16 protein-coding genes are annotated in these 18,880 nt (G+C 65.7%); all 16 read right to left on the bottom strand.

The window, feature by feature from the left end; translation table 11 throughout:
• Positions 1-35: 35 nt before the first annotated feature.
• The 16 genes from secG to ACFVTD_RS15825 all read right to left on the bottom strand — a co-directional run bounded on the left by secG (position 36) and on the right by ACFVTD_RS15825 (position 18,867).
• On the bottom strand, positions 36-293 hold the full coding sequence (gene secG, locus ACFVTD_RS15900; RefSeq protein WP_306904099.1) for a preprotein translocase subunit SecG: 258 nt from the start codon (positions 291-293) through the stop codon (positions 36-38).
• Between the two features lie 48 nt (positions 294-341).
• A complete protein-coding gene (gene tpiA / locus ACFVTD_RS15895; protein ID WP_387564740.1) occupies positions 342-1,157 on the bottom strand; it encodes a triose-phosphate isomerase in 816 nt (271 codons plus the stop codon).
• A 106-nt stretch (positions 1,158-1,263) separates the two neighbouring features.
• Positions 1,264-2,490: a phosphoglycerate kinase gene (locus tag ACFVTD_RS15890; protein WP_387564738.1), complete on the bottom strand. Its 1,227-nt coding sequence runs from the start codon at positions 2,488-2,490 to the stop codon at positions 1,264-1,266.
• A 10-nt stretch (positions 2,491-2,500) separates the two neighbouring features.
• Positions 2,501-3,511 carry a type I glyceraldehyde-3-phosphate dehydrogenase gene (gap, locus tag ACFVTD_RS15885; RefSeq protein WP_387564736.1) on the bottom strand — a complete coding sequence of 337 codons (1,011 nt, stop codon included), beginning with the start codon at positions 3,509-3,511 and terminating at the stop codon, positions 2,501-2,503.
• A 259-nt stretch (positions 3,512-3,770) separates the two neighbouring features.
• On the bottom strand, positions 3,771-4,397 hold the full coding sequence (locus tag ACFVTD_RS15880; protein WP_387564734.1) for a superoxide dismutase: 627 nt from the start codon (positions 4,395-4,397) through the stop codon (positions 3,771-3,773).
• A 99-nt stretch (positions 4,398-4,496) separates the two neighbouring features.
• On the bottom strand, positions 4,497-5,477 hold the full coding sequence (gene whiA / locus ACFVTD_RS15875; protein WP_058267256.1) for a DNA-binding protein WhiA: 981 nt from the start codon (positions 5,475-5,477) through the stop codon (positions 4,497-4,499).
• Between the two features lie 9 nt (positions 5,478-5,486).
• Positions 5,487-6,506, bottom strand: coding sequence for a uridine diphosphate-N-acetylglucosamine-binding protein YvcK (gene yvcK / locus ACFVTD_RS15870; protein ID WP_387564732.1), 1,020 nt, complete (start codon positions 6,504-6,506; stop codon positions 5,487-5,489).
• Entirely contained in the window at positions 6,506-7,429 is a 924-nt protein-coding gene (gene rapZ, locus ACFVTD_RS15865) for an RNase adapter RapZ (protein ID WP_387564730.1), read from the bottom strand. Before rapZ ends, yvcK begins: the two co-directional genes overlap by 1 nt.
• A gap of 67 nt (positions 7,430-7,496) precedes the next feature.
• Positions 7,497-9,515, bottom strand: coding sequence for an excinuclease ABC subunit UvrC (gene uvrC, locus ACFVTD_RS15860; protein WP_387564728.1), 2,019 nt, complete (start codon positions 9,513-9,515; stop codon positions 7,497-7,499).
• An 80-nt stretch (positions 9,516-9,595) separates the two neighbouring features.
• Positions 9,596-10,264 carry a lysophospholipid acyltransferase family protein gene (locus ACFVTD_RS15855; RefSeq protein WP_387564726.1) on the bottom strand — a complete coding sequence of 223 codons (669 nt, stop codon included), beginning with the start codon at positions 10,262-10,264 and terminating at the stop codon, positions 9,596-9,598.
• Positions 10,251-10,967 (bottom strand): HAD hydrolase-like protein, encoded by a 717-nt coding sequence (locus ACFVTD_RS15850; RefSeq protein WP_387564724.1) that lies wholly within the window; start codon positions 10,965-10,967, stop codon positions 10,251-10,253. Before ACFVTD_RS15850 ends, ACFVTD_RS15855 begins: the two co-directional genes overlap by 14 nt.
• A 78-nt stretch (positions 10,968-11,045) precedes the next feature.
• On the bottom strand, positions 11,046-13,967 hold the full coding sequence (gene uvrA, locus ACFVTD_RS15845) for an excinuclease ABC subunit UvrA (RefSeq protein ID WP_387564722.1): 2,922 nt from the start codon (positions 13,965-13,967) through the stop codon (positions 11,046-11,048).
• A gap of 47 nt (positions 13,968-14,014) precedes the next feature.
• Positions 14,015-14,395, bottom strand: coding sequence for a GntR family transcriptional regulator (locus ACFVTD_RS15840; RefSeq protein WP_387564720.1), 381 nt, complete (start codon positions 14,393-14,395; stop codon positions 14,015-14,017).
• Positions 14,392-16,206 (bottom strand): ABC transporter ATP-binding protein, encoded by a 1,815-nt coding sequence (locus ACFVTD_RS15835; protein WP_387564718.1) that lies wholly within the window; start codon positions 16,204-16,206, stop codon positions 14,392-14,394. The genes ACFVTD_RS15840 and ACFVTD_RS15835 overlap by 4 nt, the downstream gene beginning before the upstream one ends.
• Positions 16,203-17,933, bottom strand: coding sequence for an ABC transporter ATP-binding protein (locus tag ACFVTD_RS15830; protein WP_387564716.1), 1,731 nt, complete (start codon positions 17,931-17,933; stop codon positions 16,203-16,205). The genes ACFVTD_RS15835 and ACFVTD_RS15830 overlap by 4 nt, the downstream gene beginning before the upstream one ends.
• Before the next feature lie 154 nt (positions 17,934-18,087).
• Positions 18,088-18,867 carry a trans-aconitate 2-methyltransferase gene (locus ACFVTD_RS15825; RefSeq protein WP_387564714.1) on the bottom strand — a complete coding sequence of 260 codons (780 nt, stop codon included), beginning with the start codon at positions 18,865-18,867 and terminating at the stop codon, positions 18,088-18,090.
• Between the last annotated feature and the right edge of the window lie 13 nt (positions 18,868-18,880).

Here is an 18,880-nt window from a genome sequence, read left to right as displayed (position 1 = left end):
GCGGGAGTGCCACTGGACCCTATCCAGCGAAGTATTTAAGAGTCAGCGGTGCCGCTGAACCGCATGATGAGCCCGAGCGCGATGATCACGACGCCCCAGGTGACACCCAGGATGATGGTGAAGCGGTTCAGGTTGCGTTCTGCCACTCCTGAAGAGCTGAGCCCTGAACTCATGCCGCCACCGAACATATCTGACAGCCCGCCGCCCCGTCCCTTGTGCAGGAGGATCAGCAGCGTCAGCAGGAGGCTGGTGATCCCCAGGAGGATCTGCAGAATGACATGAAGAACGTCCACGACGGCCTTTCGAAAGTTGGATTTGCGGGAGTATGTACCGGTGGCAGACTAGTCCGTCACCAAGTGGCTCTCGAACCTGACAATATTAGCAAACTCGGCGGGGTCAAGGCTGGCACCGCCTACCAGGACACCGTCCACGTCGCGTTCCTGCAGGATGGCCGCGGCATTGTTGGCCTTGACCGAGCCGCCGTAGAGCAGGCGCGTCTTGGCCGCTACGTCAGCGCCGAACAGCTTTTCCAGTTCGGCCCGGATGGCGGCGCACATCTCCTGTGCGTCCTCCGGACCGGCCACCTCGCCGGTGCCAATGGCCCAGACGGGCTCGTAGGCAACAACGAGGTCAGAAGCCTGCTCGTTGGTGAGGCCCGCGACGCCGGCGCGGAGCTGCTGCAGCGTGTGCTCAACGTGGGTCCCGGCCTGGCGGATCTCCAGACCCTCGCCGACGCAGAGGACCGGGGTAACGCCGTGCTTGAAGGCCGCCTTGACCTTGGCGTTGAGGACGTCGTCTGACTCGTTGTGGATGGTGCGGCGTTCGCTGTGGCCCACCAGCACGTACTTGCAGCCGAGCTTGTTCAGGAACTGCCCGGAAATGTCACCGGTGTACGCCCCCGAATCGAACTGCGAAAGGTCCTGCCCACCGTAGGCGACCTCCAGGTCGTCGCCCTGGACCAGGGTCTGGACGCCGCGGAGGTCGGTGAACGGCGGGAAGACCGCAACCTCGACGCGGCTGTAGTCATGCTTCGCGTCGGACAGCGTCCAGGCGAGTTTCTGCAGCAGGGTGATGCCCTGCACGTGGTCCATGTTCATTTTCCAGTTGCCCGCGATGAAGGGCTTGCGGTCGAAGGCGCCGTTCGTTGACGTAGTCACGTGATCTCCAAAAGTTCTTGATATGTGTTCGGCCGGCAGGCTGCCGCGGGCAACCTGCCGGCCGGAGGACTTCAAAGTCCGTTGCTGCCGGACAGCAGCGGTGGTTCTACCGGTCCAGGACGCTCAGGCCGGGGAGTTCCTTGCCTTCGAGGTATTCCAGGCTGGCGCCGCCGCCGGTGGAAATGTGGCCAAACTGGTCATCACTGAATCCCAGGGTGCGGACTGCGGCAGCGGAATCGCCGCCGCCCACCACCGTGAACCCGTCGGTTTCCGTCAGGGCCTGCGCGATGGCACGGGTACCTGCAGAGAACGCCTCGAATTCGAAGACGCCCATCGGGCCGTTCCAGAAGACCGTGCGGGCCCCCTTGATCCGTTCGGCGAAGGACGCGGCTGTGTCCGGTCCGATGTCGAGGCCGATGCCCTGGGCACCAAAGCTGCTGCCCTCGATGGCGTCTGCCGGCACTGTCTCGTGCGCGGCGTCGGCAGCGAACTTCTCTGCCACCACCACGTCGGTGGGAACCACGAATTCAGTACCGGCGTCCGCAGCGCGCTTCAGGTAGTCCTGGACCACGCTGATCTGGTCCTTCTCAAGGAGGCTCGAAGCGACCTCGTGTCCGGCTGCCGCGAGGAACGTGAACAGCATGCCGCCGCCCACCAGGATGGTGTCTGCCTTGCCGATCAGGTTGTCGATCACCGCGAGCTTGTCCGAGACCTTGGAACCGCCCAGGACCACCACGTAGGGGCGCTGCGTGTCGGCGGTCAGCTTCCGGAGGACTTCCACCTCGGTGTGCACCAGGTCGCCCTGGTACGACGGGAGCCGGGTGGCGACGTCGTAGACGCTGGCGTGCTTGCGGTGGACGGCACCAAAAGCATCGTCCACATACGCGCCGTTGCTGCCCGTCAGGGCCACCAGTTCGTCGGCGAAGGCGCCGCGCTCGGCGTCGTCCTTGCTGGTTTCGCGGGCGTCGAAGCGGACGTTCTCCAGGACCAGCACTTCGCCGTCCTGCAGGGACGCCGCGGCTGCCTTGGCGGCGTCACCGACGGTGTCGGCGGCGAGGGTGACCTTGAAGCCCGCAAGTTCGGCGAGGCGGTCCACTGCTGGGCGCAGGGAGTATTTGTCCTCCGGGGCGCCCTTGGGGCGTCCGAGGTGGGCTGTTACCAGCACGCGGGCACCGGCGTCCGAGAGCTTCGCCAGCACTGGGAGCGAGGCCTTGATGCGGCCGTCGTCAGTGACTGTAGAGCCGTCGAGCGGCACATTCAGGTCACTTCGAACCAGAATGTACCGCCCGCGGACACCTTCAGCGATCAGTTCGTTGAGGGTGTGTGATGTCATGTGTCTAACCCTAGCCCAGCTTGGCTGCCACAAGCTCCGTGAGGTCGACGAGGCGGTTGGAGTAGCCCCATTCGTTGTCATACCAGGAAACAACCTTGACCTGGTTGCCGATGACCTTGGTCAGGCCGGCGTCGAAGATCGAGGAAGCGGGGTCGCCGACGATGTCGGAGGACACGATGGGCTCCTCCGTGTAGGTCAGGAAGCCCTGCAGCGCGTCGGACTCGGAAGCACGCTTGAGCGCTGCGTTGACTTCCTCCACCGTGGTTTCGCGGGAGACGGTGACGGTGAGGTCGGTGGCAGAACCCGTGGGGACGGGAACGCGAATGGCGTAGCCGTCCAGCTTGCCCTTCAGTTCGGGGAGCACCAGGCCGATGGCCTTGGCGGCACCGGTGGAGGTGGGAACCATGTTGATGGCGGCGGCACGGGCACGGCGCAGGTCCTTGTGCGGGCCGTCCTGGAGGTTCTGGTCTGCGGTGTAGGCGTGCACGGTGGTCATGAGGCCGCGCTCGATGCCGAACTCGTCGTTGACCACCTTGGCCAGCGGGCCCAGGCAGTTGGTGGTGCAGGACGCGTTGGAAATGATGTTGTGCTTGGCGTTGTCGTAGAGGTCGTGGTTGACGCCCATCACGATGGTGATGTCCTCGTCCGAGGCGGGGGCGGAGATCAGGACCTTCTTGGCGCCGGCATCGATGTGCTTCTTGGCGTCGGCTGCCTTGGTGAAGAAACCGGTGGATTCGATGACGATGTCAACGCCCAGTTCGCCCCAAGGGAGGTTGGCGGGATCGCGTTCCGCCAGGACCTTGACCACATTGCCGTTGACGACGATGTTGCCGTCCTTGACCTCGATGGTTTCCTTCAGGCGGCCACCGACGGAGTCGTACTTGAACAGGTGGGCCAGGGCTTCGGGGCTGGTGAGGTCGTTGACGGCAACGATCTCCAGGTCCGCGCCCTGGGCCAGTGCTGCGCGGAAGTAGTTGCGGCCAATGCGGCCGAAGCCGTTGATACCAATACGGGTCGTCACTTTTACAGTCTCCTTGGTGCTTTGAGAAGCACTACTAGTTGAGCGGGCGTTGAAGCCAACTAACAGATCCCGCACGCCATTGGGCAGAGATGATTAACACGGAGGGCGACCAGCCTCATTGCTGAAGGCTAACCGCCTTCCGTGACCTATCTTACGTTTAACTGGGTCCGCCCCCGCAAGTGCGGGGGCGGACGGTCCACATCCCGGCCGGTTTAAGTCAGAATGTGAAGTTTGTTACAGCGGTGTATAACGCCGGTCACTACGGGAGGGTGATCAGGCCCGTGGCGTTGGCGCGCGCCGCCTCGAAGCGCTGGGCGACGTCGGCCCAGTTCACGATGTTCCAGAACGCCTTGACGTAGTCAGCCTTGACGTTGACGTAGTCCAGGTAGAAGGCGTGCTCCCACATGTCCAGCATCAGCAGCGGGGTGGTGCCCAGCGCTACGTTGCCCTGCTGGTCGTAGAGCTGTTCGATGACCAGGTTTCCGCCGATGGGTTCGTAGGCCAGGAAGCCCCAGCCGGAACCCTGCAGTCCCAGGGCGGCAGCGGAGAACTGGGCGCGGAACGCGTCGAAGGAACCGAAGGCGTCGTCGATGGCGGCAGCCAGTTCACCTTCAGGCTTGTCGCCGCCGTCCGGGGACAGGTTGTTCCAGAAGACGGAGTGGTTAATGTGGCCGCCGGTGTGGAACGCGAGGTCCTTGGAGAGCCGGTTGATGTTGGCGAAATCGCCCTTTTCACGTGCCTCGGCAAGCTGGGCCAGTGCGTTGTTGGCGCCTGCCACGTAGGTGGCGTGGTGCTTGCTGTGGTGCAGCTCCATGATCCGCGCGGAAATGTGCGGCTCCAGTGCGGCGTAGTCGTACTTGAGTTCGGGCAATACGTACTCAGTCACAAAATCCTCCAATATCGTGGACCGTCGGTCCGGTTGGTGACTCTCGGATTGTGCATCCGGGCGTCGGGCGCCCGGAATTATTTTGATTCTATGGGGCTGCTACTCGTCCAGCATTTCGGGCGTCACATTGGCGTCGGTGCCGGGGATGCCCAGGTCAACGGCGCGTTTGTCCGCCATGGCCAGCAGCCGGCGGATCCGGCCTGCGATGGCGTCCTTGGTCATGACCGGGTCAGCCAGCCGGCCGAGTTCGTCGAGGCTTGCCTGCTTGTGTGCCACCCGCAGCTCCCCGGCGTACTTGAGGTGGTCCGGGACGTCGTCGCCCAGGATCTCGAGCGCGCGCTCAACGCGTGCACCGGCGGCCACGGCGGCCTGCGCGGAGCGGCGCAGGTTGGCGTCGTCGAAGTTGGCGAGGCGGTTGGCAGTCGCGCGGACTTCCTTGCGCATGCGCCGTTCCTCCCACACCATGAGGGCGTCGTGGGCACCCATGCGCGTCAGGAGGGCGGCAATGGTATCGCCGTCACGGATCACCACCCGGTCCACTCCCCTGACTTCCCGCGCCTTGGCCTGGATGTCGAGCCTGCGGGCTGCGCCCACCAGGGCGAGGGCTGATTCGGGGCCGGGGCAGGTGACCTCCAGCGACGACGAGCGGCCGGGTTCGGTGAGTGAACCGTGCGCGAGGAATGCCCCGCGCCACACAGCTTCAGCGTCTGCGGCAGACCCGTTGACGACGGCGGATGGCAGCCCGCGCACGGGGCGGCCCCTTCCGTCCAGGAGGCCGGTCTGCCGGGCCAGCGCCTCGCCGTCGCGCACCACGCGGACCACGTAGCGGCTGGCGCGGCGGAGTCCCCCGGCCGAGACCACGATGATCTCGCTCTGGTGTCCGTAGACTTCTGCGATGGCGGCACGGAGCCGGCGTGCGGTGGACGCGAGGTCCACTTCCGCTTCGATGACGATTCTGCCGGAGATGATGTGCAGGCCTCCGGCGAACCGGAGCATTGCAGAGACCTCAGCCTTGCGCACTGATGACTTCTTGATGTCCAAACGGGACAGTTCTTCTTTGACCGATGCTGTCAGTGCCATGGCACCTTCCTAACTGTTCCCAAAAATGTCCTGGTACGCCGTGGCCAGCCTGAGCGGCTCGTGGACGGGGCGGCGTCCCGACGCCCCTACTTTACCCAAGACAACCTCCGCGCCGATCATGCCGGCGGCCTTCTCGAACTCCTGCCGGTCCGGGACGGACGCGGGATCGGCCAGGACCACGTCCACGCTGAACTCCGGGGCGTAGCGCCGGAGGACGTGGAGGTGGTCGGCCGCGGTCATGCCGCTGGTTTCCTTGGTGTCCGTGGCGAGGTTCATGGTCAGGCAGCGTTTGGCGGGGGTGCTGCACAATGCCTGCCGCATCTCCGGCAGGAGCAGGTGCGGCAGGACCGAGGTGTACCAGGAGCCCGGGCCCAGGACCACCCAGTCCGCCAGTTCGATGGCCGTCAGGGCTTCGGGGCAGGCCGGCGCGGCGGGGGGCAGGAGCCGGACTTCCTCCAGCGATCCGGCCACCGCGCAGCGGGCTTGGCCGCGAAGGGTCTGCAGGGCTGTCCCGCCGTCCGGGGCGGTGACCCTGACGTCGCCTTCGATGGTGAGCGGCACGGTGGACATGGGCAGCACCTGGCCACGGGCGCCAAGCAGGGCGCCCGCCCACTTAAGCCCCGCGACGGCGTCACCGAGCAACTCCCACAGCGTGACGATCAGCAGGTTGCCCATGGCGTGCTCGTCCAGGGACCCGCCGGGGCCTTTCCCGGCGCGGAACCGGTGCTGCATGACGTCGCGCCAGGTGCGTCCCCAGTCTGTGTCGTCGCAAAGCGCGGACAAGGCCATGCGGAGGTCTCCGGGCGGGAGGACGCCGTACTCTTCGCGCAGGCGCCCGGACGAGCCGCCGTCGTCCGCTACCGTGACGATTGCCGTGAGCTCGGAGGTGAGCAGGCGCAGTGCCGACAGGGATGCCGCCAGGCCGTGCCCGCCGCCCAGGGCCACGACGTTGGGGCCCTTGTCCTGCTGGCCCGAGCCCTTACCAGCGGCCGGCGGCACCAGGGGCAGGGCTCCGGTGAACAGTGCCATTACTCGCGGCCCAGATCCCGGTGCGCGGTGGTCACCGTGACCCGCGGATACTGTGCGAGCTTCTTGGAAAGTTCCACCGCGACGGCAACGGAGCGGTGCTTGCCGCCCGTGCAGCCGACGGCGATGGTGGCGTAGTGCTTGTTCTCCCGGCGGTACCCCTCCAGGACGGGCTCCAGGGCGAGGACGTAGCGGTCCACGAAGTTCTTGACGCCTTCGGCCTCCAGGACGTAGTCGCTGACGTCCTTGTCCAGGCCGGTCTGCGGACGGAGCTGCGGCACCCAGTGCGGGTTGGGGATGAACCTGACGTCGGCAACATAGTTGGCATCCACCGGAAGCCCGTACTTGAAGCCGAAGCTCATGACGTTGAGCCGCAGCGCCACCGGACCGGTTTCACTGAACAGTTCCGTGATGGCGGTGGCCAGCCCGTGGACGTTGTAGTTGGAGGTATCCAGGACGACGTCGGAGCTGTCGCGCAGTTCCTGCAGCAGTTCGCGTTCGGCAGAAATTCCGTCCAGGATCCGCCCGCCGCCCTGGAGCGGGTGCGGCCGCCGGCCCTGTTCGAACCGCCGGACCAGGACGTTGTCGCTGGCGTCGAGGAACAGGACGCGGAAAGTAACGCCGCTGGCCGCGAGGGCGCCCAGCGCCGCCCGGATGTCCGCGAAAAGGCCTTTGCTGCGGACGTCGATGACCACAGCCAGCCGGGGAATCGACTGCGGGGCGTGGGAGACGAGCTCGGCGAGCGTGCCCAGCATCTGCGGCGGCAGGTTCTCCACGACGTACCAGCCGTGGTCCTCCAGCGCGTCCGCGGCGGTGCTTCGCCCGGCGCCGGACATTCCGGTGACCACCAGCAGTTCCGCTTCGAGCGGCTTGACGGGCTCCAGCCCGTCGTGGCCCGCTCCGGATTCCGCCGTCGTGTCTGCCATGAAGCCTGCCCCGTTTCCTCGTTGTCCTGCCGGTCCCCGCGATGGCAGGGCCCGCCCTTTACCCTAGCTAAGTTTCAATGATTTCGCCGGTCGCCATGTTGATCGCGGGTACCGCCACGGCCTCGGGACCGTTGACGGCAAAGTGGCTGACGATGGCGCCGGCCAGGGCAGGGCCAATTCCCTTCGCCTCGGCGAGCTCCTCCGCGGTCGCCGCCTTCACGCCCTTGACCGATCCGAAGTGTGCCAGCAGCGCTTTGCGCTTGGAAGCGCCAAGACCCGGAACGGCGTCCAGCGCGGACACCGTCATGGCCTTGCCGCGCTTTTGCCGATGGAACGTAATAGCGAAGCGGTGTGCCTCGTCGCGGATGCGCTGCAGCAGGTAGAGGCCCTGGGATGTGCGGGGCAGGATCACCGGGAAGTCGCTGTCCGGAAGCCACACTTCCTCAAGCCGCTTGGCCAGTCCCACCACGTACACATCATCGATGCCCAGGTCCTTCAGCGCGCGGGCCGCGGCATTGACCTGCGGCTGGCCGCCGTCCACCACCACCAGGTTGGGCGGGTAGGCGAACTTGGCCTTAGGCGCCGGGGTGGTCGTGTCCAGGGCAGCCTCAGCGGCCTCGGCGGCAGCGTCCGCGGCCGCCTCCGCGGTGCCTGCTTCGAGGACGTCCTCGTCCACCTGCGCCGATTTGTCCTGCAGGTAGTGGCGAAACCTGCGGGTGAGGACGTCGTGCATGGCCGCCGTGTCATCGGCCGCCGCGGGGCCCGTGATGGAGAACTTCCGGTAATCGGACTTCTTCGGCAGCCCGTCCTCCACCACCACCATGGAGGCCACCACATTGGTGCCCTGGACGTGGGAGACGTCGAAGCACTCAATCCGGAGCAGGGGCACGGGAAGGTCCAGCGCCTCCTGCAGCTCCTGCAGGGCCTGCGACCTGACGGTGATGTCCCCCGCGCGGCGTGTTTTGTGGAGCTTCAGCGCGTGTTCGGCGTTTTCGCGGACCGTGGACATGAGCGCCGCCTTGTCCCCGCGCAGGGGCACCCGGATGTCCACCTTGGCGCCGCGGATACCGCCCAGCCATTTGGCCAGGTCTTCGGGGTTGCTCGGCGCCACCGGAACCAGGACTTCGCGGGGCAGCCGGCCGTGGGTATCGCCGTCCTCCCCGTAGACCTGCTGCAGCAGGTGCTCCACCAGGTCGGGCGTGGTGAAGTCCTCCACCTTTTCCACCACCCAGCCGCGTTGGCCGCGGATCCTGCCGCCGCGGACGTGGAACACCTGGACGGCCGCTTCCAGTTCATCCTCGTGAAGCGCGAAAACGTCGGCGTCGGTCTCCTCCGACAGCACCACGGCATTGCGTTCGAATACCTTCCGCAGCGCGGTGATGTCGTCACGCAGCCGGGCGGCGTGCTCGTAGTCGAGCTTCGCCACGGCGTCGGCCATCTGCTTTTCGAGCTTGTTGATGAATCTCTTGGCTTCGCCGCCCATGAACGCACAGAAATCGTCGGCGAGGGCCCGGTGGTCCTCGGGGCTGATGCGGCCCACGCAGGGTGCTGAGCATTTGTCGATGTAACCCAGCAGGCACGGCCGGCCGCTGGCCTGGGCGCGTTTGAAGACACCGGCGCTGCAGCTGCGGACGGGGAAGACCCGGAGCAGGGTGTCCATGGTTTCCCGGATGGCACCGGCGGTGTAGGGGCCGAAGTAGCGGGTTCCCTTCCGTTTGTCCCCCCGCATGACCTGTACCCGGGGGTACTTCTCGCTCATGGTCACGGCAAGGTAGGGATAGGTCTTGTCGTCGCGGAACACCACGTTGAAGCGCGGCTTGAATTCCTTGATCCAGGTGTATTCGAGCTGCAGCGATTCGAGCTCGCTGCCCACCACGGTCCACTCAACGCTGCTGGCCGCGTGGACCATCGCGTAGGTCTTGGGCAGCAGCCCGGCCGGATTGGCGAAGTAGGAATTCAGCCGGGACCGCAGGCTTTTGGCCTTGCCCACGTAGACGACCCGGCCGTGCGGATCACGGAACCGGTAGACGCCCGGGTTGGTGGGGATTTCACCGGTTTTGGGCCGGTAACTCGCTGGATTTGCCACCTATCAAGTCTACTGAGTTCCGCTGGCTGTCTTTGCCGGCCGGCACATCCGCACCGGCGGGGCAGCCCCGGAGCCGGAAATTACTCTGCCGACTTGCTCTGGTTGTAGCTGGTGGAACGCTCCTGGCCGCTCAGGGCGGCGATCGCGTCCATGATCCGGTCCGTGACCTCACGGCGGGCCGGCAGGGAGTGGTCCGGTCCCGTCTTGTCGAAGTACAGCGGCTCCCCCACCTTCATGGTGAAGTGCTGGGGCCGGACGCCCTTTTCGCCCGCGCGCTGGAGCTTCTCGGTCCCAATCAGGCCAACGGGAATCACCGGCGCGCCGGTGGTGAGCGCAAGCCAGCCCACGCCGGTGCGGCCACGGTACAGAATTCCGTCCCGGGAGCGGGTGCCTTCGGGGTAGATGCCGATGCCCCGGCCGGCCTCGAGGATATCGAGCAGGGTCTTCAGCGCCTGGACGCTGGCCGCCTGTTCGCCGCGCTCCACGGGAATGGAGCCCACGGACTCGAAGAAGGCCTTCATGACCCTGCCCTTGACTCCGCCCGTGGTGAAGTACTCGGCCTTGGCGAAGAAGGCCACCGGACGGGGCATCAGCGCCTGGACGATCACGCTGTCGAAGAAGGACAGGTGGTTGGGCGCCACAATGAAGGGGCCGTCGGACGGAACGTTTTCAAGTCCGACGACGGTGGGCCGGCATGTGCCGCCGATCAGGTTGCGGGTGGTCCAGCGGACGGCATCAAACATTTCCATCGTTGCTCACCCCGCTCATGGCCGAGTTGTGGACAGCCTGCAGCCGGTCGATGACTGCCACCAGCTCATCCCCGGTGCTGACGACAGCGACGGATCCGGCTTCTTCCAACTCCCCGTCCGGCGCGAATCCCCAGACAACGCCGATGCAGTCAAGCCCATTGGCGATTGCTCCGGACACGTCCTGGGCGCGGTCGCCCACCATGATGGCGTGCTGGGTATCAAGGTCGCGCAGGGCGGCGGCGATGATCTGGGTCTTGCCCAGCGGAACGCCTTCCACTGCCGTTTCATCATCGGCCGAGCCGTGGATGCCGTGGAAAAAGCCGTCGATGCCGTGGTGCGCCAGCACCTTGCGGGCCAGCCGCTGGGGCTTCTGCGTTGCGACCGCTACGGGGCGGCCTGCCTCCGCAAAGGAATCGAGGATCCCGCGGATTCCCGGATACAACCTGCTCTGGGCAATACCCTTGGCGACGTAGTGCTCACGGTAGAGCCGGACCACCTCGCCAAGGTGTTCCGCCGGGACGTTGGCCACGTTGAGCAGTGAGTCGCTCAGCTTGGGGCCGATCATCGAATCGAGCAGGTCCTGGCCGGGAACCGGGAGCCCCAGCCCACGGAGGGCTGAGGCAATCCCCTCGGTAATTCCACCGGCCGGATCGACAAGAGTGCCGTCCAGGTCAAAGATCACGGGCACTGTTGTTGAAGTCACCGGGATAGTTTCTCACGACAGCAGGAGTGCCTGAAACTCGCATTCCCGTTGCGGAATATTTCCGGTGGTTTGGTCCGGTCAGCCCAGTATCTCGGCCAGGAATTTGCCGGTGTGGCTGGTGGCGGACTTGGCCACCTGCTCCGGCGTTCCTGCAGCCACGATCTGGCCACCACCGGAACCACCGTCCGGTCCAAGGTCAACCAGCCAGTCGGCGCTCTTGATGACATCCAGGTTGTGTTCGATGGTGATCACCGTGTTGCCCTTGTCCACCAGGCCCTGCAGGACCTTGAGCAGCTTCCGGATGTCCTCGAAGTGCAGGCCCGTAGTGGGCTCGTCCAGGACGTAGATGCTGCGGCCGTTGGACCGCTTCTGCAGTTCTGCTGCGAGCTTGACGCGCTGCGCTTCGCCGCCGGACAGGGTGGTGGCCGGCTGGCCCAGGCGGACGTAGCCCAGGCCCACATCCACGAGGGTGTTCAGGTGGCGTGCGATGGGCGAGAAGGCGGCGAAGAATTCCGCCCCCTCCTCGATGGGCATGTTGAGGACATCGGCGATGGTCTTGCCCTTGTAGTGCACCTCCAGGGTTTCCCGGTTGTAGCGGGCCCCGTGGCACACTTCGCACGGCACGTACACGTCCGGCAGGAAGTTCATCTCGATTTTCAGGGTGCCGTCGCCCGAGCATGCCTCGCAGCGGCCGCCCTTGACGTTGAACGAGAACCGGCCCGGAAGGTAGCCGCGTACTTTCGCCTCGGTGGTCTCGGCGAAAAGCTTGCGGATGTTGTCGAAAACGCCCGTGTATGTGGCCGGGTTGGAGCGGGGGGTCCGGCCGATGGGGCTTTGGTCCACGTGGACCACCTTGTCCAGGTGCTCCAGGCCCTGGACTGTCTTGTGCCGCCCGGCCACCTGCTTGGCGCCGTTCAGTTTGTTCGCCAGCACCTTGTAGAGAATCTCGTTGACCAGTGTCGACTTGCCCGAACCGCTCACGCCGGTCACCGCCGTGAAGAGCCCCAGCGGGAAGGCGGCGTCGACGTTGACGAGGTTGTTCTCCCGCGCGCCCACGACCTTGATCTCGCGTTTCTTGTCGTACTTCCGGCGTTTCTTCGGTACCTCGATGGCCTTGCGGCCCGAGAGGTAGTCGCCGGTCAGCGATTCCCGGTTGTCCAGCAGTTCCTTGTATGTGCCCGAATGGACTACCTGGCCGCCGTGTTCTCCCGCGCCGGGCCCGATGTCCACGATCCAGTCGGCCACGTGGATGGTGTCCTCGTCGTGCTCCACGACGATGAGGGTGTTTCCCATGTCGCGGAGACGGGTGAGGGTTTCGATGAGCCGGCGGTTGTCCCGCTGGTGCAGGCCGATGGAGGGCTCATCGAGGACGTAGAGCACGCCCACCAGGCCTGAACCGATCTGGGTGGCGAGCCTGATGCGCTGGGCCTCGCCGCCGGAGAGGGTGGCAGACGGACGCTCGAGGTTGAGGTATTCCAGGCCTACGTCCAGGAGGAAGGTCAGGCGTGCCTGGATCTCCTTGAGGACCTGGTGGGCGATCTGGGCTTCGCGTCCGGTCAGCACCAGGTTGTTCAGGAACTCCGCGCAGTCCCGCATGGGGAGGGCGGCGACCTCGGCGATGGATTTACCGTTGATCAAGACCGACAGGGATGCCGGGTTAAGGCGGGCGCCGTTGCACGCGGGGCAGGGAACCTGCCGCATGTACTCCTCATAGCGGTCGCGGGCCCAGTCCGAATCGGTCTCGCCGTGCTTGCGGTGAACGTACTGGATGGCGCCTTCGAATCCGGTGCTGTACTTGCGTTCGCGGCCAAACCGGTTGCGGTACTGCACCACCACCTTGTGGTCCTTGCCGTGCAGGACGGTCTGGCGCACGTCCTTGCCGAGCTTCTCCCACGGGGTGGTCATGGAGAAGCCGACTTCCTTGGCCAGGCCCTCCAGGAGCCGGTTCCAGTATTCGGTGGTTGCGGTGCCCATGGACCAAGGGGCAATGGCTCCCTCTGAGAGGGACAGTTCCGGGTTGGGAACGATGAGCTCCTCGTCCACTTCCAGCCGGGTGCCGATTCCGCTGCAGGCCGCGCAGGCACCGAACGGGTTGTTGAACGAGAAGGAGCGGGGCTCGATCTCGTCGATGGCGAGGGGGTGCTCATTGGGGCATGCAAGGTTTTCCGAGAATGCCCGGATACGTTCCGGCGCGTCGGCGTCGACGTCCACGAATTCGGCCAGGACGCGGCCTTCGGCCAGGCCCAAGGCGGTCTCGATGGAATCGGTGAGCCGCTGGCTGATGCCTTCCTTGACCACGAGCCGGTCCACCACCACCTCGATGCTGTGCTTGTACTGCTTGCCCAGCTTGGGCGGATCGCTCAACTGGACCAGGTTGCCGTCCACCCGCGCCCGGGAGTAGCCCTTGGCGCTGAGTTCCTTGAAGAGGTCCACGAATTCGCCTTTGCGTCCGCGTACCACCGGTGCCAGGACCTGGAAGCGGGTGCCCTCGTCAAGTTCCAGGAGCTGGTCCACGATCTGCTGCGGGGTCTGCTTGGATACCGGCTCACCGCAGACGGGGCAATGCGGCCTGCCCACGCGGGCCCACAGCAGGCGCATGTAGTCGTAGATTTCGGTGATGGTGCCCACCGTTGACCGCGGGTTCTTGCTGGTGGATTTCTGGTCGATCGACACTGCCGGGGAAAGGCCTTCGATGAAATCGACGTCGGGCTTGTCCACCTGGCCAAGGAACTGGCGTGCGTAGGCGGACAACGATTCCACGTAGCGCCGCTGGCCTTCGGCGAAGATGGTGTCAAATGCCAGCGAGGACTTGCCGGAACCGGAGAGGCCAGTGAAGACGATCATGGCGTCCCGCGGCAGGTCGAGGTCCACGTTGCGCAGGTTGTGCTCCCGCGCGCCCTTCACAACGAGGCGGGAGAGGTCCGGCCGCTGCGTGGGAGCAGAAGGGACGGCAAGGGAAGTGGAGGGGGCAGTGGTTTCTTCAGCTAAGGCTTTAGGCACCCCATAATGCTAATCGAAAACTTCTTCGAACACTGACGGTTCCGCCCTCAGGGAACATCGTACGCAGCGGCCAGCAGCTTCACGGCCTCGGCGAAGCTGGCACCTTGGGATTTGGCGACGGCGGCATACGCTGCGGCCGCTTCCGAGAGGTCTCCCAATCGCTCGTCCCGGGCCGAGACCACTGTCCCGTTCCGGCCCCGGGTGGCAACGACGCCGGCAGCTTCCAGTTCTTTGTACGCCCTGGCGACGGTGTGCGGGGCGACGTCGAGTTTCTCTGCAAGGGCGCGGACGGCGGGGAGCCTGGTGCCGGGGGCCAGTGCACCGTTGTCCGCCAGGTGGATCACCTGGAGCCGCAGTTGTTCGAACAGCGGCACGCTGCTGGTGGGGTTGGGGCGCCATGAGCCCGGAAACGCGTCCGGGGCGGTCACAAGCCGCCCTCCAGGACCTCATTGCAGCCGTCCCGTTCGGCGAACTGGGCGTCGTATAGCTTCGCGTAGTAGCTGTCGGCGTCGAGCAGGCTTTGGTGCGTCCCTTGTTCGACGATGCGTCCGTGGTCCATGACGAGAATTAGATCAGCGTTCCGGATGGTGGACAAACGGTGGGCGATCATGAAGCTGGTCCGTCCGTGGCGCAGCCGCTGCATGGCCTGGCGGATGAGCAGTTCTGTCCTGGAGTCAACCGAACTGGTTGCTTCGTCCAGCACCAGGACGGCGCGCCCTGCCAGCTGCGCCCTGGCGATCGTAAGGAGTTGCCGCTGGCCCTGGCTTAGTGGCTCCCCGCCGTTTTCCAGCACTGTGGCATAGCCGTGCGGGAGGGACCTGATGAAGCGGTCAGCGTGGGTGGCTTCCGCGGCAGCGACAACCGCTGCGTCCGGCGCACCGGGCAGTCCGTAGGCGATGTTGTCGCGGATGCTGCCGTCGAAGAGCCAGGAATCCTGGAGCACCACACCGAACTGCGCCCGCAGCTGGTTGCGCGGTATTTGCGCGATGTTATGGCCCCCGATGGTGATGGTGCCCGACGCGGGTTCCAGGAACCGCATCAGGAGGTTCACCACCGTGCTCTTGCCAGCACCCGTGTGTCCCACGATTGCCACGGCCTGGCCCGGTTCCACGGCGAAGCTGAGGTTCCGCACGGCGGGGACGGCTCCGGGGTAGCCGAACGTGACGTCGTCGAAGACTATGCGGCCACCGGCCAACCCGCCGGTGCCCTGCGTGGCCGGCTCCGGCGGGTCCTCGCCCGCGTCCAGGAGCACGAAAACCCTTGCAGCCGACGCGGCGCAGGACTGCATCACGGTCAGCAGGCCGCCGATCTGTCCCACCGGCTGGCTGAACAAGCGGCTGAACTGGATGAACGCCTGGACTCCGCCGATGGTCATGGCTCCGGCGAGGATCTGGAGGGCTCCCACCACCGCGACCAGGATGTAGTTCAGGTTGGACATGAGCACCATTAGGGGCTGGACCACCCCGGCGGCGTACTGTGCCTTGGTGGCCGCCAGCGACAGGCGGCCGTTGCTGCGGCCGAAGACGTCCGCCGCGTGTTCCTGGCGGCCGAAGGCTTTGATGACTTCATGGCCGCTGATGAATTCCTCGACGTGGCTGTTCAGTTCGCCGGTCTCTGTCCACTGCCGGGCGAACTGCTCCTGCGACCGCCTGGCCACCAGGACGGTGATCAGCGTGGAGACGGGGACCGTGGCAATGGCGATGGCCGCGAGCAGCGGCGAGATCCACAGCATCATGGCCAGCGAACCGCACAGCATCAGGACGGACACGATGAGCTGCGTCAGGACCTGGTTCAGTGCTTGGGCGATGTTGTCGATGTCGTTGGTGGCACGGCTCAGCACGTCACCGCGGGACCTTCCCCGAAAGTAAGTGGATGGAAGGCGGTGCAGCTTATCCTCCACGGACGCGCGGAGGCCATACATGAGTCCCTGTACCGCCCGGGCCGTCAACGCCCCCTGCACCCAGTTGAACAGGGAGGCGAACACGTACATCAGGGCCACCGCTGCCAGCAGGGATCCGAGCCGCTGGTCCAGGCTGCCCTCCATGACGCCGGCCACCACTTCGTCGGTGGCGTCCCCCAGGTACTTTGGGGCTGCCACGTTCAGGACAGCGAAGGCGCAAGTGGCTCCGACGGCCCCGAGCATCTGCAGCCGGAAGGGCCCCAGGAGGCCAAGTAGCCTGCGCGCAGTTGGCCAGAACCTGTACTCCTTTTCCTTGGCTTCTCCTTCCCCTGCCGTCACAGGGTGCCGTCCAGTGCGAGCTGTGATTCGGCAATTTCCCGGTAGGTGGCCGAGGTTTCCAACAGCTCGCGGTGAGTCCCCTGGGCAACGAGGCGGCCGCCGTCAAGCACCAGGATGAGGTCCGCCCCTGCCACGGCAGAGATGCGTTCGGACACCATGATGACCGTTGCATCGGCAAGCCCCTGGTCCAGGGCACGCCGCAATCGGGTGTCGGTGTCGTAGTCCAGGGCCGAGAAGCTGTCGTCGAAAAGGTAGACGGGCGCCTTCCGGACCAAGGCCCTGGCGATGCACAGCCGTTGCCGCTGGCCGCCCGAAAGGCTGGCTCCGCCCTGGCCGACGGGGGTGGCGAGCCCCAGCGGGAGGTCTTCCATGAACCGCATGGTCTGCGCCGTCTCCAAAGCAGCCCAGAGCTCCTGGTCGGTGGCTGCCGGTGCTGCCATCCTCAGGTTTTCGGCGATCGTACCGGTGAACAGGTGGGAATGCTGGGGCACCATGGACATGGCCGCGCGGAGTTGGTCCAGGGACAGGTCCCTGACGTCCTGGCCGGACAGGGTGACCCTGCCCTCGGTCGGGTCGAGGAAACGCGGTATCAGGTTCAGCAGCGTTGTCTTGCCGCTTCCGGTGGACCCGACAATTGCGGTGGTGGTGCCGGCAGCGGCGGTAAAGCTGATGTCCGCAAGGACGGGCGCTTCAGCCCCTGGATAGGCGAAACCCACACCCCGGAAGGACACGGCTGCCGGCCGTGACGAGTCCACGAGGTGCTGCGCCCCGTCCGCGGCTGAACTGGTGACAGACGGCTCCGTATCCAGCACTGCCTGGATGCGCTCGGCGCAAACGGAGGCCCGCGGCGCCGTCATCAACACATACATCGACATCATGATGGCCAGCAGGATCTGCATGATGTAGGCGATGAACGCCGTGAGCGCGCCAAGGTTCATCAACCCGGCCTGGATGCGGTGGCCCCCGAACCAGACCACGGCCACCGAGCTGGTGTTGACCACCAGCATGATCATGGGCAGCATCCCGGCCACCAGGAGCGCCGAACGGAGATTGTTGGCGGTCAGCCGGGCGTTGGTAGCCGCGAACCGCCGCACTTCATGGCCCTGGCGCACGAAGGAGCGGATCACATCCGTCCCGATGATTTGTTCGCGCAGGATGCCGCCGGACCGGTCCAGCAGGTCCTGTCCTTCCCGGTAGAGCGGGATCAGGCGCCGGACGATCGAGTACATGATCAGCAGGAGCAGCGGAACTATGACGATCACCACCGCAGACAGGGCCACATCCTGCTGGACGGCCAGGACGATCCCGCCGATGCCCATGGCCGGCCCGGCGAAGAGCATGGTGAACACGAGCAGGGCGAACGCCTGGATCTGCTGGACGTCATTCGTGGCACGGGTGGTCAGGCTGTGGGTCCCGAACAGGGCCACATCCTGTGAGGAGAAGGCCTGGACCCGGTCGAAGACGTCTGCCCGCAGGCGGTGCCCGATCTTCATGGCTACGAGCGCGCCGAGGTAGCAGGCGGCAATGGCGGAGGCAGCCTGTACCACCGCGATGGCGGCCATGAGCACACCGAGCCGGGAGATTACCTCGGGTTGGCCGGCCACGATTCCGTCATCAATGATGGCTGCGTTCACAGTGGGCAGCAGCAGGTTTGCCCCTGCCTGGACCAGTTGGAGGACGACAATCGCCCACACGTGCCCGCGTTGGCCGGCAAGCTGCCGCCGCATGAGTCCGACCAGCAAAATACCCCCTGTACATGCCTACGGCCGACGAGGGGCCAGCGGCTTGACCCCTGAACTACAGAGGCCATTGTAAGCCAGATCACTTTCAGTTGCTGTCACACGCTGTGACTGGCCTGAAAACACGTCCGGATTGCCGTATCTATCCCTTCTTCCGGCCCACGGCGAAGATCCGCCTGAAAGGGAACACCGTGCCGTGGGGCCCGCGCGGATAGGCCTCGCGCAGGGCCGCTGCGTACTCGGACTCAAAGCGCCCGGCATCCTCGCCTCCCAGGACTCCCATGACCGGCCGCAGCGCGGTGCCGCGTACCCACTCCAGCACCGGGTCCGGCCCCTGCAGGACCTGCTGGTAACTGGTTTCCCAGGCGTCTGCGGCGTACCCGGCGTCGAGCAGGATGCCCAGGTAATCTTCCGGCTCCCCCACGGTTTCCCCGCCCCGAAGCACACCGCCGAGCTTGCCTGACCAGCGGTCCGACGCCGCGAGCTCCCGCATCAGGGCGTGGGAGGGGGCGTTGAAGTTTCCCGGAACCTGCAGGGCGAACCAGGCGCCCGGCCGTAGGATGTCCAGCCACCGGCGCATCAGATCCTGGTGGCCGGGCACCCACTGCAGCGCGGCGTTGCTCACCACGACGTCCGTCTCCGCTGAGGGCATCCATGTTGCGATGTCAGCCTCTTCGAACGACAGGCCCGGAACGTCCACTGCCAGCGGGGCGGCGCGCGCCAGCATCTCCGCTGACGAGTCCAGGCCAACCACCCGGGCGCCAGGCCACCGTGTGGCCAGCGAGGCCGTCAAGTTTCCCGTACCGCAGCCCAGGTCGACGACGCGTGCCGGGTCGTCCGCATGGATCCGGCCGGTGAGATCGAAGAACGGCCTGTTCCGGTGGTCATCGAACTGGACGTACTTTGCGGGGTCCCATTTCATGAATTTCTCCAGG

Origin of the sequence: Pseudarthrobacter sp. NPDC058119 (assembly GCF_042884655.1) — a bacterium.
Classification (GTDB): Bacteria; Actinomycetota; Actinomycetes; order Actinomycetales; family Micrococcaceae; genus Arthrobacter.
This window is presented reverse-complemented; position numbering and strand designations above follow the sequence as displayed.

Bases quoted from the DNA above. Each gene is read 5' to 3' on its own strand.
- yvcK (WP_387564732.1), bottom strand. From the start codon at position 6,506: ATGGCACTGTTCACCGGAGCCCTGCCCCTGGTGCCGCCGGCCGCTGGT.
- rapZ (WP_387564730.1), bottom strand. From the start codon at position 7,429: ATGGCAGACACGACGGCGGAATCCGGAGCGGGCCACGACGGGCTGGAG.
- ACFVTD_RS15830 (WP_387564716.1), bottom strand. From the start codon at position 17,933: ATGCGGCGGCAGCTTGCCGGCCAACGCGGGCACGTGTGGGCGATTGTC.
- ACFVTD_RS15890 (WP_387564738.1), bottom strand. From the start codon at position 2,490: ATGACATCACACACCCTCAACGAACTGATCGCTGAAGGTGTCCGCGGG.
- whiA (WP_058267256.1), bottom strand. From the start codon at position 5,477: ATGGCACTGACAGCATCGGTCAAAGAAGAACTGTCCCGTTTGGACATC.
- ACFVTD_RS15855 (WP_387564726.1), bottom strand. From the start codon at position 10,264: ATGGAAATGTTTGATGCCGTCCGCTGGACCACCCGCAACCTGATCGGC.
- ACFVTD_RS15825 (WP_387564714.1), bottom strand. From the start codon at position 18,867: ATGAAATGGGACCCCGCAAAGTACGTCCAGTTCGATGACCACCGGAAC.